This window comes from Allobosea sp. 10N428, assembly GCF_056394545.1.
On the sequence record NZ_JBFTIC010000001.1, the window covers coordinates 1318323 to 1343409 of the forward strand.

The 25087-nt window shown below is 66.4% G+C and carries 22 protein-coding genes; 9 read left to right on the forward strand and 13 right to left on the reverse strand.

The window, feature by feature from the left end; translation table 11 throughout:
• Positions 1-54: 54 nt before the first annotated feature.
• The 3 genes from hutG to AC1DDA_RS06110 all read left to right on the forward strand — a co-directional run bounded on the left by hutG (position 55) and on the right by AC1DDA_RS06110 (position 3250).
• Positions 55-861, forward strand: coding sequence for an N-formylglutamate deformylase (hutG, locus tag AC1DDA_RS06100; RefSeq protein ID WP_476795036.1), 807 nt, complete (start codon positions 55-57; stop codon positions 859-861).
• The gene (gene hutU, locus AC1DDA_RS06105; RefSeq protein ID WP_476795037.1) at positions 858-2525 is read left to right on the forward strand and encodes a urocanate hydratase; all 1668 of its coding nucleotides are present in this window, start codon (positions 858-860) and stop codon (positions 2523-2525) included. Before hutG ends, hutU begins: the two co-directional genes overlap by 4 nt.
• Before the next feature lie 164 nt (positions 2526-2689).
• Positions 2690-3250, forward strand: a complete 561-nt coding sequence (locus AC1DDA_RS06110; protein WP_476795038.1) for a HutD/Ves family protein — start codon at positions 2690-2692, stop codon at positions 3248-3250.
• A 114-nt stretch (positions 3251-3364) separates the two neighbouring features.
• Here the strand turns inward: AC1DDA_RS06110 and AC1DDA_RS06115 are convergent, their stop codons facing one another.
• On the reverse strand, positions 3365-4444 hold the full coding sequence (locus AC1DDA_RS06115; RefSeq protein ID WP_476795039.1) for a citrate synthase/methylcitrate synthase: 1080 nt from the start codon (positions 4442-4444) through the stop codon (positions 3365-3367).
• An 88-nt stretch (positions 4445-4532) separates the two neighbouring features.
• Between AC1DDA_RS06115 and AC1DDA_RS06120 the strand changes: the two genes are divergently transcribed.
• Positions 4533-5672 carry a citrate/2-methylcitrate synthase gene (locus tag AC1DDA_RS06120; RefSeq protein WP_476795040.1) on the forward strand — a complete coding sequence of 380 codons (1140 nt, stop codon included), beginning with the start codon at positions 4533-4535 and terminating at the stop codon, positions 5670-5672.
• Positions 5673-5843: 171 nt separating this feature from the next.
• On the opposite strand, the gene AC1DDA_RS06125 is transcribed toward AC1DDA_RS06120, so the two are convergent.
• The 5 genes from AC1DDA_RS06125 to AC1DDA_RS06145 all read right to left on the reverse strand — a co-directional run bounded on the left by AC1DDA_RS06125 (position 5844) and on the right by AC1DDA_RS06145 (position 10443).
• Positions 5844-7085, reverse strand: a complete 1242-nt coding sequence (locus AC1DDA_RS06125) for a class I SAM-dependent methyltransferase (protein ID WP_476795041.1) — start codon at positions 7083-7085, stop codon at positions 5844-5846.
• A 159-nt stretch (positions 7086-7244) separates the two neighbouring features.
• On the reverse strand, positions 7245-8024 hold the full coding sequence (locus tag AC1DDA_RS06130) for an ABC transporter ATP-binding protein (protein WP_476795042.1): 780 nt from the start codon (positions 8022-8024) through the stop codon (positions 7245-7247).
• A complete protein-coding gene (locus AC1DDA_RS06135; RefSeq protein ID WP_476795043.1) occupies positions 8021-8794 on the reverse strand; it encodes an ABC transporter permease in 774 nt (257 codons plus the stop codon). The genes AC1DDA_RS06130 and AC1DDA_RS06135 overlap by 4 nt, the downstream gene beginning before the upstream one ends.
• Entirely contained in the window at positions 8791-9327 is a 537-nt protein-coding gene (locus AC1DDA_RS06140; RefSeq protein WP_476795044.1) for a mismatch-specific DNA-glycosylase, read from the reverse strand. The genes AC1DDA_RS06135 and AC1DDA_RS06140 overlap by 4 nt, the downstream gene beginning before the upstream one ends.
• Before the next feature lie 156 nt (positions 9328-9483).
• Positions 9484-10443 carry an ABC transporter substrate-binding protein gene (locus AC1DDA_RS06145; RefSeq protein ID WP_441510790.1) on the reverse strand — a complete coding sequence of 320 codons (960 nt, stop codon included), beginning with the start codon at positions 10441-10443 and terminating at the stop codon, positions 9484-9486.
• 242 nt (positions 10444-10685) lie between these two features.
• On the opposite strand from AC1DDA_RS06145, the gene AC1DDA_RS06150 reads away from it, so the two are divergent.
• Positions 10686-12242 carry an acetolactate synthase large subunit gene (locus tag AC1DDA_RS06150; protein WP_476795045.1) on the forward strand — a complete coding sequence of 519 codons (1557 nt, stop codon included), beginning with the start codon at positions 10686-10688 and terminating at the stop codon, positions 12240-12242.
• Between the two features lie 165 nt (positions 12243-12407).
• Positions 12408-13151 carry an acetoacetate decarboxylase gene (locus AC1DDA_RS06155; RefSeq protein ID WP_476795046.1) on the forward strand — a complete coding sequence of 248 codons (744 nt, stop codon included), beginning with the start codon at positions 12408-12410 and terminating at the stop codon, positions 13149-13151.
• Positions 13152-13169: 18 nt separating this feature from the next.
• On the opposite strand, the gene AC1DDA_RS06160 is transcribed toward AC1DDA_RS06155, so the two are convergent.
• The 3 genes from AC1DDA_RS06160 to AC1DDA_RS06170 all read right to left on the reverse strand — a co-directional run bounded on the left by AC1DDA_RS06160 (position 13170) and on the right by AC1DDA_RS06170 (position 16233).
• On the reverse strand, positions 13170-14213 hold the full coding sequence (locus tag AC1DDA_RS06160) for a histone deacetylase family protein (RefSeq protein ID WP_476795047.1): 1044 nt from the start codon (positions 14211-14213) through the stop codon (positions 13170-13172).
• A 126-nt stretch (positions 14214-14339) separates the two neighbouring features.
• Entirely contained in the window at positions 14340-14942 is a 603-nt protein-coding gene (locus tag AC1DDA_RS06165) for a TetR/AcrR family transcriptional regulator (RefSeq protein ID WP_476795048.1), read from the reverse strand.
• Positions 14943-15054: 112 nt separating this feature from the next.
• The gene (locus AC1DDA_RS06170; RefSeq protein WP_476795049.1) at positions 15055-16233 is read right to left on the reverse strand and encodes an acyl-CoA dehydrogenase family protein; all 1179 of its coding nucleotides are present in this window, start codon (positions 16231-16233) and stop codon (positions 15055-15057) included.
• Between the two features lie 236 nt (positions 16234-16469).
• Between AC1DDA_RS06170 and AC1DDA_RS06175 the strand changes: the two genes are divergently transcribed.
• The 3 genes from AC1DDA_RS06175 to AC1DDA_RS06185 all read left to right on the forward strand — a co-directional run bounded on the left by AC1DDA_RS06175 (position 16470) and on the right by AC1DDA_RS06185 (position 20528).
• Complete coding sequence (locus tag AC1DDA_RS06175) at positions 16470-18047, forward strand: acyl-CoA carboxylase subunit beta (RefSeq protein WP_476795050.1); 1578 nt, start codon at positions 16470-16472, stop codon at positions 18045-18047.
• 8 nt (positions 18048-18055) lie between these two features.
• Entirely contained in the window at positions 18056-20044 is a 1989-nt protein-coding gene (locus AC1DDA_RS06180) for an acetyl/propionyl/methylcrotonyl-CoA carboxylase subunit alpha (RefSeq protein ID WP_476795051.1), read from the forward strand.
• 172 nt (positions 20045-20216) lie between these two features.
• A complete protein-coding gene (locus AC1DDA_RS06185; RefSeq protein ID WP_476795052.1) occupies positions 20217-20528 on the forward strand; it encodes a hypothetical protein in 312 nt (103 codons plus the stop codon).
• A 9-nt stretch (positions 20529-20537) separates the two neighbouring features.
• On the opposite strand, the gene AC1DDA_RS06190 is transcribed toward AC1DDA_RS06185, so the two are convergent.
• The 4 genes from AC1DDA_RS06190 to AC1DDA_RS06205 all read right to left on the reverse strand — a co-directional run bounded on the left by AC1DDA_RS06190 (position 20538) and on the right by AC1DDA_RS06205 (position 24973).
• Positions 20538-21494: a succinylglutamate desuccinylase/aspartoacylase family protein gene (locus AC1DDA_RS06190; protein WP_476795053.1), complete on the reverse strand. Its 957-nt coding sequence runs from the start codon at positions 21492-21494 to the stop codon at positions 20538-20540.
• A gap of 10 nt (positions 21495-21504) precedes the next feature.
• The gene (locus AC1DDA_RS06195; protein WP_441510780.1) at positions 21505-22326 is read right to left on the reverse strand and encodes an ABC transporter permease; all 822 of its coding nucleotides are present in this window, start codon (positions 22324-22326) and stop codon (positions 21505-21507) included.
• Between the two features lie 10 nt (positions 22327-22336).
• Entirely contained in the window at positions 22337-23272 is a 936-nt protein-coding gene (locus tag AC1DDA_RS06200) for an ABC transporter permease (protein WP_441510779.1), read from the reverse strand.
• A gap of 105 nt (positions 23273-23377) precedes the next feature.
• The gene (locus tag AC1DDA_RS06205) at positions 23378-24973 is read right to left on the reverse strand and encodes an ABC transporter substrate-binding protein (RefSeq protein WP_476795132.1); all 1596 of its coding nucleotides are present in this window, start codon (positions 24971-24973) and stop codon (positions 23378-23380) included.
• Between the last annotated feature and the right edge of the window lie 114 nt (positions 24974-25087).

Below are 25087 nucleotides of genomic sequence, written 5' to 3' on the forward strand. Positions count from 1 at the left end.
GCCTTTTTCGGTGGGAGATGCTCGGGTCTAGCCCGAGCATGACGGAGCAGTGAAATGACCGACATCGTCACCGTCACGCGGGGTTCTTCCCCGCTGATCCTCTCGATGCCGCATCCCGGCACCGGCCTGCCGCCGGAAGTCGCTGCGGCGCTGAACGAGCGCGGCCGGCTGGTCGAGGACACCGACTGGCATATGCGCCAGCTCTACAGCTTCGCCACGTCGTTTGAGCCGACGATCGTCGAGGCGCAGCTCTCGCGCTTCGTCATCGACCTCAACCGCGACCCCGCCGGCGTCTCGCTCTATCCGGGCCAGGCGACGACCGAGCTCGTGCCGACCACGACCTTCGACGGCGCACCGATCTGGCAGGTCGCGCCGGACGCAGCCGAGATCGAGCGGCGCAAGGCGGCCTATTTCCAGCCTTATCACCAGGCGCTGGCCGCCGAGATCGCGCGGGTCAAGGCCGAGCATGGCTATTGCGTGCTCTGGGACTGCCACTCGATCAAGTCGGTGATCCCGCGCCTGTTTCCGGGCACGCTGCCGACGCTCAACCTCGGCACCAATTCAGGCGAAAGCTGCGCCCCCAGCGTCGAGGCGGCAGCCGTCGCAGCGATGGCCGGCCATCCCTTCACGCAAATCCTGAATGGCCGCTTCAAGGGCGGCTGGATCACCCGCCATTACGGGCGCCCCTTCGAGCGCGTACACGCGCTCCAGATGGAAATCGCGCTTTCGGCCTATCTCGCCGAGGAAACCGCGCCCTGGGCCTTCGACGAGACGAAGGCCGCCAGCCTGCAGACCGCCTTGTCAGCCACAATCGAAGCCGCGCTTGCCGCAGCCGCAGCCATCGAACGGAGCCGCTCATGACCCGCCTGGACAATACCCGCGTCATCCGCCCCGCCACCGGCACCGAACTCACAGCCAAGAGCTGGCTGACCGAAGCGCCGCTGCGTATGCTGATGAACAACCTGCATCCTGATGTCGCCGAGAACCCGCAGGAGCTCGTGGTCTATGGCGGCATCGGCCGCGCCGCCCGCTCCTGGGAGGATTTCGACCGCATCGTCGCGGCGCTGCGCCAGCTCGAGGCCGACGAGACGCTGCTCGTGCAGTCCGGCAAGCCGGTCGGCGTGTTCCGCACCCACAAGGATGCGCCGCGCGTCCTGATCGCCAACTCCAACCTCGTGCCGCATTGGGCGAACTGGGACCATTTCAACGAGCTCGATAAGAAGGGGCTCGCGATGTACGGCCAGATGACGGCCGGCTCCTGGATCTATATCGGCACCCAGGGCATCGTGCAGGGCACCTACGAGACCTTCGTCGAGGCCGGGCGCCAGCATTATGGCGGCAGCCTCAAGGGCAAATGGGTGCTGACCGGCGGCCTAGGCGGCATGGGCGGCGCCCAGCCGCTGGCGGCGGTGATGGCCGGCGCCTCCTGCCTCGCCGTCGAGTGCAATCCCGACTCGATCGATTTCCGTCTGCGCACCCGCTATCTCGACGAGAAGGCCGAGACGCTCGACGAAGCCCTGGAGATGATCGCCCGCTGGACGAAGAATGGCGAGGCGAAGTCGGTCGGCCTGCTCGGCAACTGCGCCGAGATCCTGCCGGAAATGGTCCGCCGCGGCATCCGGCCGGACATGGTCACCGACCAGACCTCGGCGCATGACCCGGTCAACGGCTACCTGCCGAAGGGCTGGACCATGGGCCAGTGGAAACAGGCGCGCGAAGCCAATCCGAAGTCCGTCGAGAAGGCCGCGCGCGCCTCGATGCGCGAGCATGTCGAGGCGATGATCGCCTTCCAGGACATGGGCATCCCGACCTTCGACTACGGCAACAATATCCGCCAAGTCGCCAAGGACGAGGGGCTTGAGAACGCCTTTGCCTTCCCGGGCTTCGTGCCGGCCTATATCCGCCCGCTGTTCTGCCGCGGCATCGGCCCGTTCCGCTGGGCCGCCCTTTCGGGCGATCCGGAGGATATCTACAAGACCGACGCCAAGGTTAAGGAGCTGACGCCCGGCAACACGCACCTGCACAACTGGCTCGACATGGCGCGCGAGCGCATCTCGTTCCAGGGCCTGCCGGCGCGCATCTGCTGGGTCGGCCTCGGTGATCGCCATCGGCTGGGCCTCGCCTTCAACGAGATGGTCCGGAACGGCGAGCTGAAGGCGCCGGTCGTGATCGGCCGCGACCATCTCGACTCCGGCTCGGTCGCCTCGCCGAACCGCGAGACCGAGGCAATGAAGGACGGCTCGGACGCGGTCTCCGACTGGCCGCTGCTCAACGCGCTGCTCAACACCGCGAGTGGCGCTACCTGGGTCTCGCTGCATCATGGCGGCGGCGTCGGCATGGGCTTCTCGCAGCATTCGGGTGTCGTGATCTGCGCCGATGGCACCGACGACGCGGCTGCCCGCCTCGCGCGCGTGCTCTGGAACGATCCGGCGACTGGCGTGATGCGCCATGCCGATGCCGGCTACGACATCGCGTTGGACTGCGCCCGCGAGAAGGGGCTCAACCTGCCGGGTATTCTGGGCTGAGCCCTCGTGTCATTCCGGGGGGCTCCGCGCAGCGGAGAACCCGGAACCCACGACCGGGCGAGCCCTACCCGATCGCAGCATTCTACCCAGTCGTGGGTTCCGGGTTCGCCCTTCGGGCGCCCCGGAATGACATGGGTGGTGGCGTGAATTCCAAGGAGCCTTCCATGCGCATCATCCGCGCCGCCGATTGCAGGGTCATGCCGTGGAAGAACGGCGGCGGCACCACGACCGAGATCGCGGTGGCGCCGGACGGCGCCTCGCTCGGCGATTTCGACTGGCGCATCTCGATGGCCCATGTCGGGCAGGACGGGCCGTTCTCATCCTTCCCCGGTATCGACCGGACGCTCTCGGTCCTGACCGGCAATGGCATTCGGCTGGCCTTCGGCGACGGCGAGACGGTGGCGCTCGACCGCGCGACCGCGCCGTTCTTCTTCGCCGCTGACCGGGCGGTGGATGGCGTCCTGGTCGACGGGCCGATCGACGATCTCAACGTGATGAGCCGGCGCGGGACGTGGAGCCATAGCGTCGAGCGCCTGAGCAGCGGGTCGCATGAGATTGCGGCCGAGCGTGGATTGCTGGTTCTGGTGGCCCGCCACGGCGATTGGCAGGTGAATGGCACGACGCTCGCCGCCGGCGACAGCGCCATCCTGTCGGCTCCCGCCGCCGTCGCGTTGCACGCCAAAAGTGGGGGCGAACTCTTCGCCATCCGACTGTCGCCGGCTTAACCCAAACCGTCATTCTCGGGCGGAGCGCAGCTCCGACCCGAGAAGCTCTTGCCGAAAAGGGCACTGGTTTTCGAGATGCTCGGGTCAAGCCCGAGCATGACGCCTTCCCTCGCCTCACGCCGCCTGCCGCGGCTGCGGGCCGACATAGACCGATTGCGGCCGGATCAGCCGGCCGCCGGCGATCTGCTCCTTGGCATGGGCGAGCCAGCCCGTCGTCCGTCCGAGCGCGAAGACGCAGGTGAAGGAATCCGGCGGGAAGCCGAGCGCCTCCAGCAAGAGTGCCGTGTAGAACTCGACATTGGTTTCGAGCGTGCGATTGGGTTTGCGTTCGCGCAGGATGGCGAGCGCCGCCTGCTCGACCGCCTCGGCCAGGGCGAGGCGCCCACTATCGGCGCCGAGCCGACGGATCGCGCCCTTCAGCGCATCGGCACGCGGATCGCGCACGCGATAGATGCGATGGCCGAAGCCCATCAGGCGGTCGCCACGATCGAGCGCGGTTTCCAGCCAGGCGCGGGCATTGCCGGGCGCGCCGATCGCATCGAGCATCTCGATCACCGGGCCGGGCGCGCCGCCATGGAGCGGCCCCTTTAGCGCACTGACGCCGGCGAGCACGGCCGAGACCAGCCCGGCGCGGGTCGAGGCGACGACGCGCGACGCAAAGGTCGAGGCGTTGAGGCCGTGATCCGCGACGGTCACGAGATAGGTATCGAGCGCGGCGGCCTGCTGCTTCGTCGGCGCCTTGCCTGTCAGCATGCGCAGCGTATCGGCCGCCTGCGACAGCGCCGGATCGGGTGTAATTGGCGCGCCCCCCTGCCGCAGGCGCAGCGACGCGGCAGTGAAGACAGCCGGCGCCGCCAACAGCTGCAGGACCGTGCCGGCATCCTCGCCATCGGGGATCAGCGCCGTCATCGCCCGGATCATCTCGACCGGGCCGAGCGTCATGGGCACCGTCGCCTTGGCGACGACCGTCTCGAACAATTCCTGCCGGGCCGCGCCCAGCGCTGCCGGCAGGTCATTCATGGCGGGCAGGTCCGGCACGAAGCCGTCGAGCATCAGCCCGGCCATCTCCTCGAAGGAGGTGTGTCCCGCCAGTTCGTCGAGGCTGTGGCCGCGCATCACCAGCCTGCCCGCCGCTCCATCGACTTCCGAGAGCACGGTATGGGCGGCAACGACATCTTCAAGTCCATCGGACATGGCGATCACTCCTGCAAAACGATGGCTTGAGGATCGGTAGCTTCATCGCTAGAATCAATCTTGAACAATATAATCAATGTATTTACCGATGACCGACTGGCTGACGGCGCAACAGGTGATGCAGCGGCTCGGGCTGAAGCCGCAGACGCTCTACGCCTATGTCAGCCGCGGGCTGATCGAGGCGCGCGGCGACGCAGCGGATTCGCGGCGGCGGCTCTACCGTGCGGAGGATGTGGCGCGGCTGGAGCATCGCAAGGCGCGGGGTCGGAAACCGGCTGCCATCGCGGAGGATGCGATCGCCTTCGGCGAGCCGATCCTGGCCTCGGGCATCGCGACGATCCAACGCGGCAAGCTCTGGTATCGTGGGCAGGATGCCGAAAGGCTGGCCGATACGGCGAAGCTGGAGGATGTCGCAAGGCTACTCTGGGATTGCGGCTCGCAGCGCTTTCCGCCTCTGTTCACGATCGTGCCGGAGGCGCCGGCCCGGCAGCGGATGTTCGCCGTGATCGCAGCGCGCGCCGCCAGCGACCCGGCCATGGCCGGCCGGACGAAGAAGGCGCTCTATCTGGAGGCAGCCTCCGTGATCGATTCCCTGGTCGATGCCATTGCCGGGCGACCGGGCCAGGGGCCGATCCATCACCGGCTGGCGCAGGCCTGGGGCTGCGACGAACGCGGCGCCGACCTGATCCGCCGCGCGCTCGTGCTGCTGGCCGACCACGAGCTCAACGCCTCGACCTTCGCGGTGCGCGTCGCGGCCTCGACGCGCGCTTCACTCGCGGCCTGCATCCTCGCCGGGCTCGCGACGCTGTCCGGGCCGCTGCATGGCGGGATGACCCCGCGCGTGCTCGGGCTGATGCGCGAGATCGCGAGCGAGGGCGTCGAGATGGCGGTCTCCGCCCGGCTTGCGACGGGCATGCCCCTGCCCGGCTTCGGCCACCCGCTCTATCCGGACGGCGATGCGCGGGCGCGGGCACTGCTCACCGCGTTCACGCTGCCGCCGGCCTATGAGGAGACGCGCCGGGCCGTCACTGCGCTGACCGGAGAGGAGCCGAATATCGACTTCGTGCTGACGGCGATCGCGAGCGAACTCGGGCTTGCGCCGGATGTCTCGTTCCAGATCTTCGCCGCGGCGCGCTGCGCCGGCTGGATCGCCCATGCGCTGGAGCAAGGCGAGACCGGACGCCTGATCCGGCCTCGCGCCCGCTATGTCGGGCCGGAGCCGGCCTAGGCCGGCTCGAAAAATTTGTCATTCCGGGGCTTCGCGCAGCGAAGAACCCGGAACCCACGACCGGGTGAGGGGCTTACAACCCGGCATCAAATCCCACCCAGTCGTGGGTTCCGGGTTCGCGCCTGCGGCGCGCCCGGGAATGACAAAGGTGGTGCTGTTAGCAGCCGCCATCTAAGCCGGCTCATCGACCTTCGTCTGCGTCGCCTTCCGCCCAAGCTCGCCCTCACGCTCGTCGATATAACCGCGCGTGATCGGCAGTCCGTCGAGCTTCTTGGCGAGCTGGAACTGGAAGACCACCAGATCGTCGTGCCGGAAGCTCGCCTCTGAGGCGGCAAGGTAGAACTCCCACATCCGGGCGAAGCGCTCGTCATACATCGCCACAGCCTCGGCGCGCCGGGCGAGGAAGTTCTCGCGCCAGGCCTTCAGCGTCTCGGCATAGTGGAGGCGGAGCACCTCGACATCGGTGATGACGAGCCCTTCCTGCTCCACCGCCGCCGCCACCTCCGACATGGCGGGGATGTAGCCGCCGGGGAAGATGTACTTGGCGATGAAGGGATTGGTCGCGCCAGGCGGCGTCGAGCGGCCGATCGTGTGGATCAGCGCCACGCCATCGTCGTTGAGCAACTCGCGGATCTTGCGGAAGTAGTCGCGATAATAGCCGACGCCGACATGCTCGAACATGCCGACCGAGACGATCCGATCGAAGGGCTCCGTCAGGTGGCGGTAATCCTGCAGCCGGAACTCGACCGGCAGGCCGGACTCCCCGCCTCGCTCCCGCGCGATGGCGAGTTGCTCCTCGGAGAGCGTGATGCCCGTCACCGAAGCGCCGGTCTCGCGGGCGATCGACAGCGCCATGCCGCCCCAGCCGCAGCCGATATCGAGCACGCGCTGGCCCGGCTGTAGATCGAGCTTGCCCATGATGTGACGCTTCTTGGCGAGTTGCGCTTGCGCCAGCGTCATATTCGGCTGCGCGAAATAGGCGCAAGAGTATTGCATGTCTGGGTCGAGGAAGAGCCGGAAGAAATCGCTCTTCAGGTCGTAGTGATGCGCGACGTTGCGCTTCGCCAGTGCAGGTGTGTTGTTCTGGTGGAAGCGGCGCACAGCGGTGCGCAGCCCCTCCAGCGTCTTGCCCCAGCCCTTCGGACGGGCCTTGTGGATGGCGGCGACCAGCACGTCGAGCAGATCATAGAGCGAGCCCTGCTCGACCACGACGCGCCCGTCCATGACGGCCTCGCCCAAGGCGAGCTCGGGATTGAGCGCAAGTTTCAATTCCGTCGGCGCATCCAAGATCCGCATCCGCAATCGCGGCACGGCTCCCTGTCCGATGGATTGAAGCGTGCCATCGGGAAAAACGACATCGATACGTGGCTCGATCGCGAGCCGAGACAACATCCTGGCAATCAGCGAATGCATTGGCCCCACCTTCGGCAGCGCCCCTTTCGCCCCAAGATGGCAAGTCGGATCGCCGTCGTAACCGCCCCTTGGCGCAAGGCAGGCACTCGCCTGCGACATGACAACGCAGGCGGCGTGGTTCGGTTCCGTTAGGGAAGCATGGCTGACTGCTGGAGGGACTCAGTGGTCGGCGGCGATGACTTCGGCGCGGATCTCCTCGACCAGCCGCTCCTTCAGCGCGACGAATTCCGGTGTCGTCTTGATGGTGTAGGGCCGCGGATGTGGCAGCTCGACCGGGATATCTGCCTTGATCCGCCCCGGGCGCGCGCTCATCACCACGACGCGGGAGCCGACGAAGATAGCCTCCTCGATGTCATGGGTGACGAAGAGCACGGTCTTCTTCTCGCGCTCCCAGATGCCGAGCAGCATCTCCTGCATCAGGGCGCGGGTCTGGTTGTCGAGCGCGCCGAAGGGCTCGTCGAGCAGGAGGATCTTCGGATCGTTGGCGAGCGCGCGGGCGATCGCGGTGCGCTGCTGCATGCCGCCAGAAAGCTGCTTCGGGAAATGATCGACGAAGTGGCCGAGCCCGACGCGCACCGCCCAGTCGCGCGCGATCCGCAGCCGCTCGGCCTCGGGCACTCCCCTCTCGCGCAGGCCGAAGGCGATGTTCTGCTGCACTGTCAGCCAGGGGAAGAGCGTATAGCTCTGGAAGACGAAGCCGCGATCGGCGCCCGGCCCCGAAACAGGAACGCCATCGAGCAGGATGCGCCCCTCGCTCGCCGTCTCCAGCCCCCCGATGATGCGCAGCAAGGTCGACTTGCCGCAGCCGGAGGGGCCGAGAATGGTAATGAAGTCGTTGTCGGCGACGGTGAGCGAAGTCGGCATCAGCGCGCGCGTCGGCTCAGCCCCGCGCTGGCCTGCGAAGACCTTGCCGACATTGTCGATGACAAGCTTGCTCATGCGCGCGCCCATGGGAACAGGCGCTGGTTGACCGCCTTGAACAGGAAATCAGAGATGAGGCCGATGAGGCCGATCACGATGATGCCGAAGATGATCTGCCCGGTGTTCAGCAGCGCCTGGCTGTCGGTAATCATGTGGCCGATGCCGGAGGACGAGCCGATCAGCTCCGCGACGATGACATAGGTCCAGGCCCAGCCGAGGACGAGGCGGAAGATCTCGGCGATCTCCGGCGCCGCATTCGGCAGCATGACGCGGCGCACGACCGAGCGGTCGGTCGCGCCCAACGTGTAGGCGGCGTCGACCAGATCGCGCCGGATCGAGCCGACCGAGACCGCGATCATCAGGATGAGCTGGAAGACCGCGCCGATGAAGATGACGAGCAGCTTCTGCGTCTCGCCGATGCCAGCCCACAGGATCAGCAGCGGGATGAAGGCCGAGGCCGGCAAATAGCGCGCGAAGGAGACGAAGGGCTCCAGGAACGCCTCGATCGGCTTGTAGGCGCCCATCATGATGCCGAGCGGCAGGGCGACGATGACGGCGATGATGAAGCCGCCAACGACGCGCCAGATCGTCATCATGATGTCGAAGCTGAAGCCGTAGCGCACCATCAGATTGTAGCCCTCGCCGACCATGGTCAGTGGATCGGCCAGGAAGAGGCGCTGGACATAGCCGCCGAAGGTCGCGACGGACCAGAGCGCTACGAACAGCGCAAAGAAGGCCACGCCATAGCCTATGCGGGCCGCGGTCGAGACGGGTTGCAAGGGTCTCATCGCACTATCGTTCCGGTGACGGCCATAGCCAGTTGCTTCCAGGGTTCGATCGACCAGAAGCCGGCCGCTGCGCCGGAGGTCGAGGGGAGGATGTAGATTTCGGCGCCGGCCAGCGTCTCCGCCTGCCGCCCATAGACGAGCTGTCCCTCGCGAACTCCAAGGACAGCCTGCGCCGCGCGCTTGCCATTGAAGGCCACGATGCGCGGCGCGCAGGCAGCGATCCGGGACGCGAGGCCGGCCACGTCGAAATGGCTGCCTCGCAGCATGGAATCCGGGCCTGAGCTCCGCTTGGCAACATCGGTCAGGCCGATGCCGTAGCGTGGGAGGCTGCGGAAGTCTTCCGGCGCCAGCTTCACCGGCACCAGCCCGGTCTGATGGAGCACCGACCAGAACTTGTTGCCTGGACCGGCATAATAGGCTCCGCGCCGGGCCGAGGCGGTTCCGGCCTGCGTGCCGCAGAAGACGACGCGCAGGCCGGGCTCGAGAACATCCGGAAGGATGTCGCCGCTTAGGCATTCAAGGCCGGCCGTCACCCTGCAGCCCTCATCCTGAGGAGCCGCGAAGCGGCGTCTGGAAGGATGCTCCAGATGGTTCCCGAGCCTTCTGAAACATCCTTCGAGACGCCATCCCTTTCGGGATGGCTCCTCAGGATGAGGGCTCGCGGAGATCTCAAGCAACCTCCCCGGTTTCTACTTGCCGGCGACGAACTTCGTGTCGACCAGCGAAGCGAGGTCGGGCTTCGCCTTGACCAGGCCGATCTCGAGCAGCAGGTCGGCCGCCTTGGCCGAGAAGGCCTGCCAGTCGCCGGAGAAGAACTTCTTGTTGCCCTCGGCATCCGACCAGCGCAGGAACGCCGCCGACTTGCCGAACTGCTCGCCGGTCTGTTTCACATCGGCGCCCATGATCTCATAGGCCTTGGCCTGGTCCTTCTTGATCATCTCCAGTGCTTCGAAATAGCTCTGGGTCAGCGCGGCCGCGGCCTTGTCGTTGACGAGGAAGGCCGGCGTGCAGCCGAAGGTGTCCATCACCATCGGGTAGTCGAGGGTGGTGGCGATGATCTTGCCCGCATCCGGCTTGTCGCGGACGGTGGAGAGATAGGGCTCATAGGTCATCGCGGCGTCGTTCTGGCCGGCGATGAAGGCCTGCGCGGCCGGGCCGGGCTCCATGTTGACGACGGTCACATCCTTCACGGACATGCCGTTTTCCTTGAGCATCCAGGCCAGCGCGAAATAGGGTGAGGTGCCGGGCGCCGAGGCCGCGACCGTCTTGCCCTTCAGGTCCTTGATCGAGCCCACACCGTTGCGCACGGCCATGCCGTCGGCGCCGTAGCTCTTGTCAAGCTGGAAGATCTGCTTGGTCTTGATGCCGGCAGCGTCCCAGACGATCCAGGTCTCGACCGTGGTCGCGGCGCACTGGATGTCGCCCGAGGCGATGGCGAGGTGGCGATCCTTCTGCGGAATCTTCTTGATCGTGACGTCGAGGCCGTTCTTGGCGAAGATACCGGCCTCCTTGGCGAGAACCAGCGGCGCGAATCCGGTCCAGCCGGAAATTCCGATATTCACCTTGGTCTGCGCCTGCGCGCCGCCCGCCGCCAGAAGCGCCGCGAGGCCGAAGCCGACGCTCGCGCCGATGCGCTTGAATGCTGCCATGTTCGAAACCCTTCCCCTGTTTTACGGCGAACGCGCCACTCAGGACGCCTAGACAGCGTCATTCACGGCGCGAAGCAACCTTCGTTCCAAATCAGGTTAAATGCATATGCAAACCCGTCAAGGCGCCGATCACCATCGCTTGGGAAAGCCATGACATTCTCTCGTTTGACAGCGCGAGAGGAATTTCCTCCCTTCACGGCCGCTGGCGCAGGGGCGCCTTCTATCGAGTCGAGGTTTTCAGGATGAACGGCGCCGACCGCCTTTGCGACACCCTTCTGATCAACGGCGTCGATACCTGCTTCGCCAATCCCGGCACTTCCGAGATGCACTTCGTCGCGGCGCTCGACCGCAAGCCGCAGATGCGCTGCGTGCTCGGCCTGTTCGAGGGCGTGGTGACCGGCGCCGCCGACGGCTATGCCCGCATGGCCGACAAGCCGGCCGCGACGCTGCTGCATTGCGGGCCGGGCATGGCGAACGCGCTCGCCAACATGCACAATGCCAGGCGTGCCCGCACGCCGATGATCAATGTCGTCGGCGACCATGCCACCTACCATCTCCAGCATGACGCGCCGCTGACCAGCGATATCGAGAGCCTAGCGCATCCGATGTCGCATTTCGTCCGCCGCATCGCCTCGGCCGAGGATGTCGGCCCAGCGATCGGAGAGGCCTATGTCGCCTCGCTGACGCTGCCCGGCGTCACCACCGTTATCCTGCCGGCGGACTGCGCCTGGGGCAGCGTCGAGCCGGCCGCCCTCAAGCCGACGCCGCTGCCGGCGCTGAAGAGCGTCGATTCAGCGGCAATTCGCGAGGTCGCCGCCGGACTGCGCAAGCATGGCGCGCGCGCCGCGATCATGCTGACGGGGCTCGCGCTGCGGGAGAAGCCGATGGAGATGGCAGCCCGCGTCTGCGCCGCGACCGGCGCCAAGATCTTCAGCCAGATGTCGAATGGGCGCATTCAGCGCGGCGCCGGCCGCGTCGCCATGCCCAAGGTGTTCTATCCGATCGACAAGGCGCTCGATCAGCTCAAGGACGTCGATTATCTCGTGCTGGTCGGCGCGCAGACGCCGGTCGGTTTCTTCGCCTATCCGGGCAAGCCCGGGCGCCTTGTCCACGATGACTGCGAGGTCGCGACGCTGGCCAGCCCCGGCGACGATCTGCCCGCAGCGATCACGGCGCTCGCCGAGGAGATGGGCGCGACGAAGACGGCGCCCGTCTATATCGCTCCGGCGCGCAAGGAGCAGCCCGGCCTGCCGACGGGCAAGCTCGATGCCGACAAGGCCTGCGCCATCGTCTCGGCCCTGCTGCCGGAGAATTGCATCGTCTGCGATGAGTCGGTCTCGTCGGGCCGCAGCTTCTACTATGACTGCCACAGGGCACCGCAGCACGACTACATCCAGCTCACCGGCGGCGCGATCGGCGAAGGCATCCCGCTCGCCATCGGCGCAGCGGTCGCCTGCCCCGACCGCAAGGTCATCAACATGCAGGCCGACGGCTCAGGCATGTACACGGTGCAGGGTCTGTGGACGGAGGCGCGCGAGAACCTCGACATCGTCACGGTCGTCTTCGCCAATCGGACCTACCAGATCCTGCATGGCGAGATGCGCGCCGTCGGCGTCAACGATTTCGGCCGGAACGCCACGCTGATGCTCAACATCGACGAGCCGGCGCTGGACTGGGTCTCGATGGCCAAGGGCATGGGCGTCGAAGCCGCCCGCGCCACCACGGCCGAGGAGTTCACGAGCCTGTTCAAGGCCGCGCTCGCCAAGAAGGGGCCGTTCCTGATCGAAGCGGCGATCTGAGACAGCATCCGACCAAAACGCCCTCCGCCCGAGAACGACGTCTCAGGGTGGAGGGCGATCTTTGCGCGGGCAGTGAGGAGAAGCTTTTCTATTCGTCCGGTCGCCATCAATCTGTCGCAGGGCCCCTGCCAGAATTGCGGCTGATTTCGAGAAGGAGCGACCAGCATGAACCGGGACGAGATCCTGAAGGCACCGTCTATGCCCGCTTTCAGCCCGAGCTACCCGCATCCGCCGAACCGCTTCATCAAGCGGGAATATCTGATCATCACCTACGAGACGGACCCTGAGATCATCCGCGCCGCGTTGCCGGAGCCGCTCGAGCCGGCCCCGGGCAACCTCGTCTATTACGAGTGGATGAAGATGCCGGATTCGTCCGGCTTCGGGTCCTATGAGGAGAGCGGCACCGGGATCTATGCCAGCTACAAGGGACAGCCCTGCAATTTCTCCGTGCAGATGTATCTCGACGACGAACCGCCCATCACCGGCGGACGGGAGATCTGGGGCTTCCCCAAGAAGTATGGCGTGCCGCGCCTCGGCGTGATGAAGGACACCCTGACCGGAACGCTGCACTATGACGGCGAGCGCGTCGCAATGGGCACGATGACCTACAAGCATCGCAGCCTCGAAGATCAGCTCGACAAGGTGCGCGACGGCATCGCTGGCCTGAACATCAACCTGAAGCTGCTGCCCGATGTCGATGGCTCACCGAAGGTAGCGCAGCTCGTCGGCTACAATCTCACGGACATCACGGTCCATGGCGCCTGGGAGGGCGAGGCGCGGTTGCATCTCATCCCTCATGTCAATTGCCGGGTCGCCGACTTCCCGGTGCGGAGAATCGTGCGCGCTCGTCACCAGCTCGTCGATTTCACGCTGCCTTTCGGCCGGGTGCTGCACGACTACCTCGCATAGCACCCGCGCTTTTCGGCTTCAGGCGAACCCACCCAGGAAGGCATCGAGGCAGTCGCCGATCGCCTCGATCGCATAGCCGCCTTCCTGCACAACAAGCGTCGGCAGACCGAGCGCCTTCACCTGCCGGCCGATGGCGCCGAAATCGGATGCTTCGAGCTTGAGGACGCCGATCGGGTCGTCCTTATGGGCGTCGTAGCCGAGAGCGATCACCAGCACCTCGGCGCCGAAATCGCGGATCGCCTTGCCGGCCCTGTCGACAGCAGCCTGCATCTCGGCTCCGCCCGCGCCATGGGCGAGCGGCAGGTTGAGGTTGAAGCCCTCGCCCGGCCCGTTGCCGCGCTCGTCCTCATAGCCGGTGAAGAACGGGTAGTAGTTAGACGGATCGGCATGGACCGAGATCGTGAGCACGTCGCTACGGCGGTAGAAGATCTGCTGCGTGCCATCGCCGTTATGGGCGTCGACATCGAGGATCGCGACCTTGCCGAATTCGGAGCGCAGGCGCTGGGCGGCGATCGCGGTGTTGTTGAGATAACAGAAGCCGGTGGCGCGATCGGCGCGGGCGTGATGGCCGGACGGGCGGCAGAGCGAGTAGACTGCGCGCTCGCCGGCGAGGATCGCATCGGCCGCAGAGACTGCGGTCTCGGACGAACGCAGCGTCGAATGCCAGCAATGCTCGCCGATCGGCACCGAGAGATCGCCGAGATACCAGCCGAGCTGACCGATGAAGCCGGTCGGGCGGCAGGGCGGACGGACATCCTCGTCCGGGCGGCCGCTCCAATAGGGGAAGGTGCTCGGCCAGACTTCCGGCCCGCGCTCGGCCGGCAGGTCCTGCCAGCGCGCCCAGGCGGTTTCGAGGAACTTGACGAAGCCGGCATCATGGATCGCCAGGATCGGGTCCGTGCCGTGCGCCGCCGGACGCTCCGGCTTGATGCCATGCTTCGCCAGCGCGCCGAGAAGCCGGTCCGTCCGCTCGGGCAGGTCCTTGGGCGCAACGACCTTGCCGAAGCGCATATATTGCTGCGGATCGTGAAGGGCTTGATCGGGATGGTAGAAGGCACGCATCAGGCGAAAAATCCTCGTCAGGCAACGAGGCGATCAGCCGGCCCCGCACCGGAATGCTAGCAATGACGGCGGCGCCGGTCAGCTACGTCGATGCCGCCCGCCCCTGCGTGGCGGGCGGAGCGGGCCTTACGCCAAGGGCGAGAGCAGCGCCGCGAATTCGCGCGCCAGCGCATCGATCTCGAAGCGTTCGGGCCGGTACCAATCGGTGGAACCGTTGAGCGCGCCGAGCAGGAAATTGCGCAGGACGTCCGGCGCGCGCTCCCGCGGCAGGGCGCCGGCCTGCTGCAGCTCCCCGATCAGCCGGCGCCAGACATCTTCATAGGCGCGCCGCACGGCCCGCACGCTCTCCGGCGCCGGCGCGGCGCCGAAGTTGAATACCTTGATGCTGGCGCTGGTGTAGTCGCCGTGGCCGTGCAGCGCCGCAAGATGGCCGCGGATCGCCGCCTCCAGCCGCTGGCGTGCGGGAGCGCCTTCGGTCGCGGCGAGCGCGGCGACTACGCCCTCATGCACGAAGCGCACACCGTCGTTCACGACCGCCTCGACGATCTCCTCCTTCGAGGCGAAGTGGTAATAGAGGCTCGCCTTGCGGATGCCGACTGCCTCCGCGATCTCCCGCAACGTGGTCTGATGATAGCCGCCATTGCGCAGGAGCCGCGCGGCATGATCGAGGATTTGACGGCGCGAGCCGCCTTCGGTGTCGCGCTGGCTGCGCTCGACTGCGACAGTCATGCGCAGCGCCCCGCGTCATTCTCGGGCGAAGCGAAGCGCAGACCCGAGAATCTCTGGCATGAGATGCTCGGGTCAGGCCCGAGCATGACCCTTGAAGGGGCGCGCAAACGTATCACAGCCGCTTCGCCACCTCTTCGAGCATGACCTCGGTGGCGCCGCCGCCGATGGACTGCACGCGGGCGTCGCGGGTCATGCGCTCGATGGCGCTCTCGCGCATGTAACCCATGCCGCCGTGGAACTGCAGGCAATCGTACATGACTTCGTTGACCAACTCGCCGCAATAGGCCTTGACCATGGAGACCTCGCGGGTGGCGTCGAAGCCTTGGGCGTCGAGCCAGGCGGCGTGGTAGACGAGCTGGCGGCCAGCCTCGACCTTGCCCGCGAGCTCGGCGAGACGCTGGCGGATCGCCTGCTTTTCCCAGAGCGGCGCGCCGAAAGCTTTTCGCGTCTTCACATAATCCAGCGTCAGGTCGATCGCGGCCTGCGACTCGCCGATCGCCATCGCGCCGATCACGGTGCGCTCATTCTGGAAGTTGCTCATGATCGCGTAGAAGCCGCGCCCCTCCTGCCCGAGCAGGTTCTCGGCCGGTATGCGGCAATCGACAAAGGAAAGCTCGGCGGTATCCGAGGAGCGCCAGCCATGCTTGTCGAGCGCGCGTGAGACGGAAAAGCCCGGCGTGCCCTTCTCGACGAGGAAGATCGAGACAGATTGCGAGGGCTTAGCCGCCGGATCGGTCTTGGCGGCGACGCAGTAGAGATCCGCGTAGACGCCGTTGGTGATGAACATCTTCGCGCCGTTGAGCACGTAATGGTCGCCCTCGCGCCGCGCCGTGGTGCGGATGCCCTTCACGTCCGAACCTGCATCAGGCTCGGTTACGGCGACCGCGACGATCTTCTCGCCGGCGATGATGGCCGGCAGATATTTGTCCCGCTGCGCCTTGCTACCGGCATTGGCGATGTGGACCGATGCCATGTCGGTGTGAACCAGCGCGGTGATGGCGACGCCCGAGAAGGTCGAGCGGCCCAGCTCCTCCGCCAGCACGACCGTCGCCAGCGTGTCCATCTCGGAGCCGCCATATTCGGCGGGATAGCGGATGCCGAAGAAGCCGAGCTCGCCCATGCGGCGCAGCACGGCGCGCGGGACGAAGCCGTCCTCCTCCCATTTCAGCGCATGCGGCTTGATCTCGGTCTCGACGAAGCGGCGGACCTGATCGCGCAGCGCCTCGTGCTCCTCGGTAAAGTACGGCGAGCGGCGCACGCCCTCGCCTGCAAGCATCTCGACGGCCGACATGGCTTCCTCCTGCTTGACCGCGGCGTCGCGATCTGACTACCTACCGGACGGTAGGTGAATGTCGCGGCGAGATCAAGGCGCCCGTTCTACCTGCGAGCCCTCATCCTGAAGAGCGCCGAAGGCGCGTCTCGAAGGATGCTCCAGACGGCTCCGACGCACACTGGAGCATCCTTCGAGACGCCGCGTTCCGCGGCTCCTCAGGATGAGGGCTGAGGATATCTTCGCGGGAGAGGCATATGGCGCAAACCGATCCGGGCATCTCCACCACCCCTCCCCCGCTCTCGTCCATGCTGGAGACGCTGCGCCAGCGCCACGGCCTCGTCGCAGAAGGCGGCGGCGAGAAGCTGCGCGCCCGCCACGAGGCTCGCGGCAAGATCATGGTGCGCGCGCGCATCGACCTCCTGCTCGATCCGCAAACACCCTTTCTCGAACTCTCGCCGCTCGCCGCCTGGGGGCTCTACGGCAACGAAGTGCCGGGCGCCGGCATCGTCACCGGCATCGGCGTCGTGCAAGGCCGCGCCTGCATGCTGATCGCCAACGACGCGACGGTGAAGGGCGGCTCCTTCTTCGCCGAGACGGTGCGCAAACATCTGCGCGCGCAAGAGATCGCGGAGGAGCATCGCCTGCCCTGTCTCTACCTCGTCGATTGCGGCGGCGCCTTCCTGCCGGAGCAGGATCGCGTCTTCCCCGACCGAGACCATTTCGGCGGCTCCTTCTACAACCAGTGCCGGATGTCGGCCGCTGGCATCCCACAGATATCGATCGTCTTCGGCGGCGCGACCGCCGGCGGCGCCTATATCCCGGCGCTCTCCGACCAGGTCATCATGGTCAAGGGCACCGGCCGCATCCATCTCGGCGGGCCGCCGATCGTGAAGGCGGCCGTGCACGAGATCGTCGATGGCGAGACGCTGGGCGGGGCGGAGATGCACACGCTGGTCTCCGGCGTCAGCGACCATCTCGTCGAAACGGAGATGGAAGGGCTGGCGAAGCTGCGCGAGATCGTCGGGGCGCTCGGCGAAATCGGCCGCATCACGCCGCCCCCGCAGGCTCCCGCCGCTCCGAAGCTCGATCCGGCTGAGATCGTCGACATCGTGCCTACCGATCTGCGCCGGCCCTATGACGTCCGCGAGGTCATCGCCCGTGTGGTCGATGACAGCGCCTTCAGCGCCTTCAAGCCGGATTACGGCGCGACCCTCGTCACCGGCTTCGCCCATATCCACGGCTACCCGGTCGGCATCCTCGCCAATAACGGCGTCCTGTTCTCGGAGAGCGCGGTCAAGGGCGCGCATTTCATCGAGCTCTGCGACCAGCGCCAGATTCCGCTCCTCTTCCTGCAGAACATCACCGGCTTCATGGTCGGCACCGAGGCTGAGCGCGGTGGCATCGCCAAGCATTCGGCCAAGCTCGTCTATGCCGTCTCGAATGCGCGTGTGCCGAAATACACCGTGCTGATCGGCGGCTCCTACGGCGCCGGCAATTACGGCATGTGCGGGCGAGGTTTTAGGCCCCGCTTCCTGTTCTCCTGGCCCAATGCCCGCATCGCGACGATGAGCCCGGAGGTCGCCGCGACCGTGGTGACGGAATTGCGCCGGCAATCGCTCAAGGGCGCCGCGGACGAAGCAGCCATCGCCGAACTCGGCAAGCGCACCCGCGCCCAGTTCGAGGAGCAGAGCGACCCCTATTACGCCACCGCCCGGCTCTGGGACGACGGTATCATCGAGCCCGAGCAGACGCGCGACGTGCTCGGCCTCTGCCTCGCGCTATCAGCGGGCGAACCCCGCGACACCGGCACGCGGCCGGTCTACCGGATGTGAGCGGCGCCATGTTCGACACTCTCCTCATCGCCAATCGCGGCGAGATCGCCTGCCGCATCATCCGGACCTGCCGCGAGCTCGGCCTCCGCACCGTCGCGGTCTATTCCGACGCCGACAAGGACGCGTTGCATGTCCGGCTCGCCGACACGGCCGTGCATATTGGCCCCGCCCCGGCGCGCGATTCCTATCTGCGCGCCGACCGCATCATCGCAGCCGCGCTCAAGACAGGCGCACAGGCGATCCATCCTGGCTATGGCTTCCTGTCGGAACGGCTGGACCTGATCGCCGCCTGCGAGGCAAACGGCATCGCCTTCGTCGGTCCCTCCGCCCAAGCCATCGAGGCAATGGGCGACAAGATCCGCTCCAAGCAGATCGCACGCGAAGCCGGGGTACCGGGCGTGCTGGGCTATGACGGCGCCGACCAGTCGCCCGAGGCGCTGAAGCGCGCGGCGCTGCGCATCGGCCTGCCGGTGATGGTCAAGGCTTCCGCCGGCGGCGGCGGCAAGGGCATCCGCAAGGTCGAGAACGAAACCGAGCTGGACAGCGCCATCGCCACCGCCAGCCGCGAGGCCGAAGCCGCCTTCGGCGACGGGCGCCTGCTGCTCGAGAAATTCGTGACGCGCCCGCGCCATGTCGAGGTGCAGATCGCAGGCGACAGGCACGGCAACATCGTCCACCTCTTCGAGCGCGACTGCTCGGTGCAGCGCTCCAACCAGAAGCTGCTGGAAGAGGCGCCGGCGCCCAACCTCAAGCCGGAGGCGCGCGCCGCGCTGCACGAGCATGCACTGAAGCTTTCTCGCGCCATCGCCTACGACAATCTCGGCACGGTCGAGTTTCTGGTCGATGCCGCGACGCAGGAGGTGTTCTTCCTCGAGATGAATACGCGGTTGCAGGTCGAGCATCCCGTGACAGAGGCGATCACCGGGCTCGATCTCGTCGAATGGCAGATCCGCATCGCGGCCGGCGAAGAACTGCCGCGCAGCCAAGAGGAGATCACCTGCACCGGCCACGCGATCGAAGCGCGGCTGACGGCCGAGCGCGCCGATGAAGGCTTCCGCCCCGATACCGGCACGATCGCGCTCTGGCGCGAGCCGGCAGGGTTGCGCGTCGACAGCGGCGTCGGGACAGGCAGCGCCGTGTCGCCCTTCTACGACTCGATGCTCGCCAAGGTCATCGCCCATGGGCCGGACCGGGATGCGGCGCGGCGTCGCCTGGCCGATGGCCTGGACCGCATGACGGTATTCGGGCCCGCGACGATCCGGCCTTTCCTCGTCGATGCGCTGAGACAGCCGGTGTTCGCGCGCGGCGAGGCCACGACATTGTTCATCGGCGAGACCTGGCCCGCAGGCTGGCAAGCTTCGGGCGACGACTCCGCGGAACAGGACGCGGTCGCAGCGGCGATCTGGCTTACGGCTCGAGGCAATGCTGCGGCCGGGCCATGGAGGACGCTGAAAGGCTTTCGACTGCTCGCTTCGGCCGGCAAGCCCGGTGCCTGCCATCTCGCACTGACCTCGGGCGGCGAGACCCGCCGGTTGCGGGCGGACGGGACAGATGAGGGCATTCTCGTCACGACCGATCACCGGCAGGTCGAGGTTGCCGTGGCGGCAGCTGGCGCGACGCGTTACACGCTTCTGCTCGATGGCGGGCGCCTGTCCGTCGACGCGGTGCCGGATCGCTCCGGCATCTTCCTGCGCCATGGCAGCTTCGAAGGGCGCATCGAGATCGCGCTCGCGGTTGAGGCAGCGGCCGCCGCCCGCGCCGCACAGGGGCAGACCGGCGATTCCGTTCGCGCCACCATGCCGGGAACGGTCGCCGCCATCCATGTCGCCGAAGGCGACAGCATCGCCGCCGGCCAGGTCGTGGCCGTGCTGGAATCGATGAAGCTCTTCATGGAGTTGAAGAGTCCGGCGGCGGGAACGGTCGCGCGGATCGCCACCCGGCCGGGGGCGACGGCAGCGGCTGGCGAGCTCCTGATCGCCATCGCGCCCTCACCGTGACCGCGAAAGGCACTGGATCGCGGCCGCAGGCCGCAAAGCCGCCGCCTTATCCTGCTTTCCTGAGCCGGCCAAAAGCAGGTCATATCAGCGTCCGTTCATCGTACCCCGGCTAGGAGGAAACGAATCGCCTTGCCGTGCCCGAGTGTCGGCGAGGAAACCGAAAGGAAAGACCATGTTCCGGCGTCAGTTCACGGTCTCGGCTCTCGCCTGCGCCGTCCTGCTCTGCGCGATCCCGGCCAAGGCTCAGTATTACGGCGGACCCTATCGCAACGGGCCGTCCTACGAAGACGACGAGGACGATCGTCCGCCGCCGCCACGCTATTACCGCCGCGATTATGGCTATGAGCGCCCATATTATCGGCCGCGCTACGGCAATATGTGCGTCACCGGCCGGGGCGATTGCCCGACACCGCCGCTGCCCTACGGCTCCGGCTGCGGCTGCAATATCCCCGGCTTCGGCACCAAGCGCGGCATCGTGCAGTAAGCGCCGCGCTCAGATCCGGCGCGCACTTTCCGTCCCGAGATAGCAGATGCCCTCGCCGGGCTTGGCCTTGGGATTGGGGAAGATGATGAAGCCGTCGCGCGGCATCGTCACGACGGTGCCGTCGGCGCGGCGGGCGATCGGCGTGCCCTTGGCGACGCGATCGCCGGTCTTCCAGGCGCCCTCGACACGGTCGCCCTCGGCCTCGCAGATGACGAGGTCGTCCATGTGGACGACGACCCGCTTCTCTGGCGCCGGCGGCGGCTCGTCCGTCAGACCGACATGGGCAAGCGCATTGCGGATCGCAGCATAGCCGACATCGACCGAAGCCGGGTCCTCGTGGCGGCCGCATTCGAGTGTCACGCCATAGCCGCCGGCGAAACGCATGAACTCGGTGGTGCCGAAGCCTTCGGTCACCGCGAGCCGCGGCAGATTCAGCTTCTCGCGTGCCGCAATCAGCCGCACATAGATATCGAGCCAGCCATGGATCATCAGGTCGACGCCGAGGCAGGCGGCGAAGGCGGCTTCGGCTGCACCATGGCGGAAAGGCTCGAGATCGCCGCGATTATCGTCCGGCCCGAAGAAGACGAAGGGCACGCCCTCCCCTGTGAAGGAATGGACGTCGAGCAGCATGTCGTGCTGGCGCAGAATGGCGGAGAGGCGGTTGCCGATCCGGTCCTCATTGTCATCAGGCTGCGGACGCTCGCGCAGGTCGCGGTTGAGGTTGCGATCGCCCTCGCGCGTATGCTGCCGATAGGCCTTGGGATTGGCGACCGGCAGGAAGGTGACCTCGCCGCGCTGGATCGCGACGCGGCCGGCCCGGCAATCCTCCATCACGCGGGCGATGGCATTCGGCCCACAGGTCTCGTTGCCATGGACGGCACCGAAGACGAGGAGCTTCGGCCCCGCCTTCAGCCCGTGGAAGCGGATGGTTTCGAGCGGCGGATCAATCAGGTCTGGAGTCGTCATGGGTCTGCTGTCAGGCTTTGCGAAGCTGCGAATGCGGATCGAGGATATCGCGCAGGCCGTCCCCTAGCAGGTTGAGGCCGAGCACGGTCAGGAAAATCGCGAGACCCGGGAAGATCGAGATCCACGGCGCGGTCGAGATCTGGTCGCGCGCATCCGAAAGCATGCTGCCCCAGCTTGGGAACGGCGGGCGGATGCCGAGGCCTAGGAAGGAGAGCGAGGCCTCCGCGAGCACCGCGCCGCCCATGCCGAGCGTGCCGATGACGATGATCGGGCCGGCGATGTTCGGCAGGATCTGCGTCAACATGATGCGGAAGGTGCCGTAACCGAGCGAACGGGCGGCCTCGACATATCCCAGCTGTTTGACCGAAAGGGTCGCAGCGCGGGTCAAGCGGCAGGTGAAGGACCAGTTGGTCAGGCCCAGCGCGATCAGCAGGCTGGTGAGGCCGGGATTGAGGATCGCCATGATCGCCAGCGCGAAGATCAGGGAGGGAATGGCGAGCATCATGTTCGTGAGGCCGCTGACGAAATCGTCCCACCAGCCGCCCCAATAGGCGGCGGAGAGGCCGAGCGCCACGCCGATCACCGTATTGATCAGTTGCGAGACGATGCCGACCGTCAGCGAGATGCGGGCGCCATAGAGCACACGGCTATAGATGTCGCGGCCCTGCGCATCGGTGCCGAACCAGAACTCCGAGCCCGGCGGGATCTCGGCATTCATCAAATTGGCGTCCATGACGGGATCGGTGTGGGCGAACCAGGGCGCGAAGACGCCACCGGCCACGACGAGCGCGAAACAGGCGCCGCCGATCCAGAGATTGGCACGGAACTTCATCGGCGGGGACCTAGCTGTATTTGATGCGCGGATCGACGATGGCGCAGAGCACGTCGACGGCGATGTTCACGACGAGGAAGAAGAGCACGATCGTCAGGATGCAGCCCTGCACGACCGGGATGTCGCGCCAGGTCACGCTGTCGACCAGCAGCGAGCCGAGGCCCGGCCAGGCGAAGAGCTTTTCGACGACGACCGCCTGGCCCAGAACCGAGCCGAACTGCAGGCCGAGCGTGGTCAGCACGATGACGAGAGCGTTGCGGGCAACGTGCCAGCGCATGACGCGGAAGGAGCTCGCGCCCTTGGCGCGGGCGGTGCGGACGAAATCGGCATGCATGATCTCGAGCACGGCGGCGCGCGATGTCCGCGCCAGCAGGGCCAGCGGCGAGACGCCGAGCGCGATCGCCGGCAGCACGATGTAACGCGGATCGCCATCGCCATAGCCGAAACTCGGGAACCAACCGAGCGTCAGCGCGAAGCCGTACATCAACAGGAGGCCGAGCCAGAACATCGGCAGCGACAAGCCCGAGACCGCTAAGACCATGGAGAGCATATCGACCCAGCTCCCCGGCTTCAGCGCAGCGAAGAAGCCGAGCGGCACGCCGATAACGATGGCGAAGAGCATGGCTCCGAGCGCGAGCTGAAGGCTCGGCCAGAGCCGCTCGCCGATCTGGTTGATCACCGGCTGGCGGGTACGGAAGGAGTCGCCGAGATCAAAGGTGGCGAGGCCGCCGACATATTTCGCGAAACGCAGCGGCAGCGGATCGTTAAGGCCGAACTGCTGGTTCATGCGCGCGATGGTTTCGGCGTCGATATTGCTGCGCCCGTCCGCCATCTGGCTGGTGGCGAAACTGCCGGGAATGACGCTGAACAGCACGAAGATCAGCGCCGCGACCGCAAGCAGGATCGGGATCGCCTGCAACAGGCGACGCGAGACATAAGGCAACATGACGAGGGCTCCTGAAGCCGCTGTGCAGGGCGCCGCCACCGACGCTCGAATGCGGACAAGCTGACGCCGCCGCGCTGTCGCGCGACGGCGTCAGCTCAGGACGGTTTACTTCGCCGCCGGCGAGGTGGCGTCGACCCAGAGATCCTCGTAGCGCTGCAGCGCGAGCTCGGTCGCGTTCGGCTGGAGGCCGTGCAGCCAGGGCTGATAGGCCATGACTGCCTTGTTATAGTTGAAGAACCAGACCGGGGCCTCGTCCTGCAGCATGGCATTGGCCTTTTTCAGCAGCTCGAGCTGCTTGGCCGGATCGTTCTCGGCCGAGGCGTCGTCGATCAGCTTGTCATAGGCCGCGTTCTTGAAGGTGGTGTAGTTGCAGGACGAGCGCGGCGTCGCGGAGTGGAAGCACTTCAGCGCTGTCAGCGAGTCCGGGCCGGAGGTGTTCGACCAGATGAAGGCCTGGAAGTCGCCGCCCACGACGACCCCGCCCAGGGCCGAGGTCTCGACCGGCTTGACCTTCACCTTGATGCCGACCTTGGCGAGCATCGGGATCGTCGCCTCGACGATCGGAATGCCCCAGCTCTCGTTCGGCGTCGCGGTCCATTCGAACTCGAAGCCGTCGGGATAGCCGGCCTCGGTCAGCAGCTTCTTGGCCTTTTCCGGATCGTAGGCGTAGGGCTTGGCGTCCTTGTCGAAGACCGGCGAGGACAGCGGCAGCCAGCCCGCGGCGCGATAGGCCTTGTCACGGACCAGGCGCTTGATAATCAGGTCGCTGTCGATGGCGTGGTTGATCGCCTGGCGCACCCGCTTGTCGGAGAAGGGCTTGAAGCTCGGATTCATACCCATGTTGCGTGTGAAGACCTCGGCGACCTCGAGAATGCCCTTCGAGAGGTTCGCATCGGCCTTGTAGGCGACGTACTGGGTCGAGCCGAGGATCGAGACGTCGATCTCCTTGTTCCGGAAGGCGACGTCGCGCGCAGCCGCCTCGCCCATCGGCGAGATGACGAGCTTGTCGGCATAGGGCTTGCCGGCCTGGTAATATTTTTCCCAACGGTCGAAGACCATGCGCGAACCGGGGACGTGCTCGACGAACTTGAACGGGCCGAGGCCGATCGGCTTGTTGAAGAAGTCTGGAGCCTGCGCTTCCTTGGCCGGAAGGATCGCGGTCATCGCGCTGAACAGGAAATAGCCGGGATCGGCCTTGTCCGTCAGCGTCATTTCCAGTGTGTAGTCGTCGATCTTCTTGAGGCCGGAGATCTCCTTGGCCTGGCCCTTCTGGACATCGCTGGCGCCGGCGATGCGGGCGATGTAGCGCGCGCCCGGGTAGTTCTTCGCCCCGTCCATGAGGCGGGTATAGGACCAGATGATGTCGTCGGCCGTCATCTTGCGGCCGTTGTGGAAGAGCGCATCGTCGCGGAGCTTGAAAGTGTAGACCTTCCCGTCCGGCGAGACCGTCACGCTCTTGGCGAGATCGAGCGCCGGCTTGCCGGCCTTCGCATCCCATTTGTAGAGCATGCTGTGCAGCGCATAGCCGTAGATCTCGTCCTGGATCTGGTTCGAGACATGGCTGTCATTGCTGACGAAGGATGCGCCATAGGGCGCCGTGAAGCGGATCGTCCCGCCGCGACGCGGCTCCTGGGCCTGGGCTTGCGCCTGCACTGCAAAAGCCGCCAGCGTCAGCGCGGTGGCAAAGGCAAATTTCTTCAACAACACGATTATTCCTCCCGTTTTTTTCTCATCGGCTCCGGCTGATCCGGAGTTGTTTGCTTCCAAGTGGAACCATAATGGCTTTGCCGCGCTTGTCTTCCCCTGCGCGGTCAA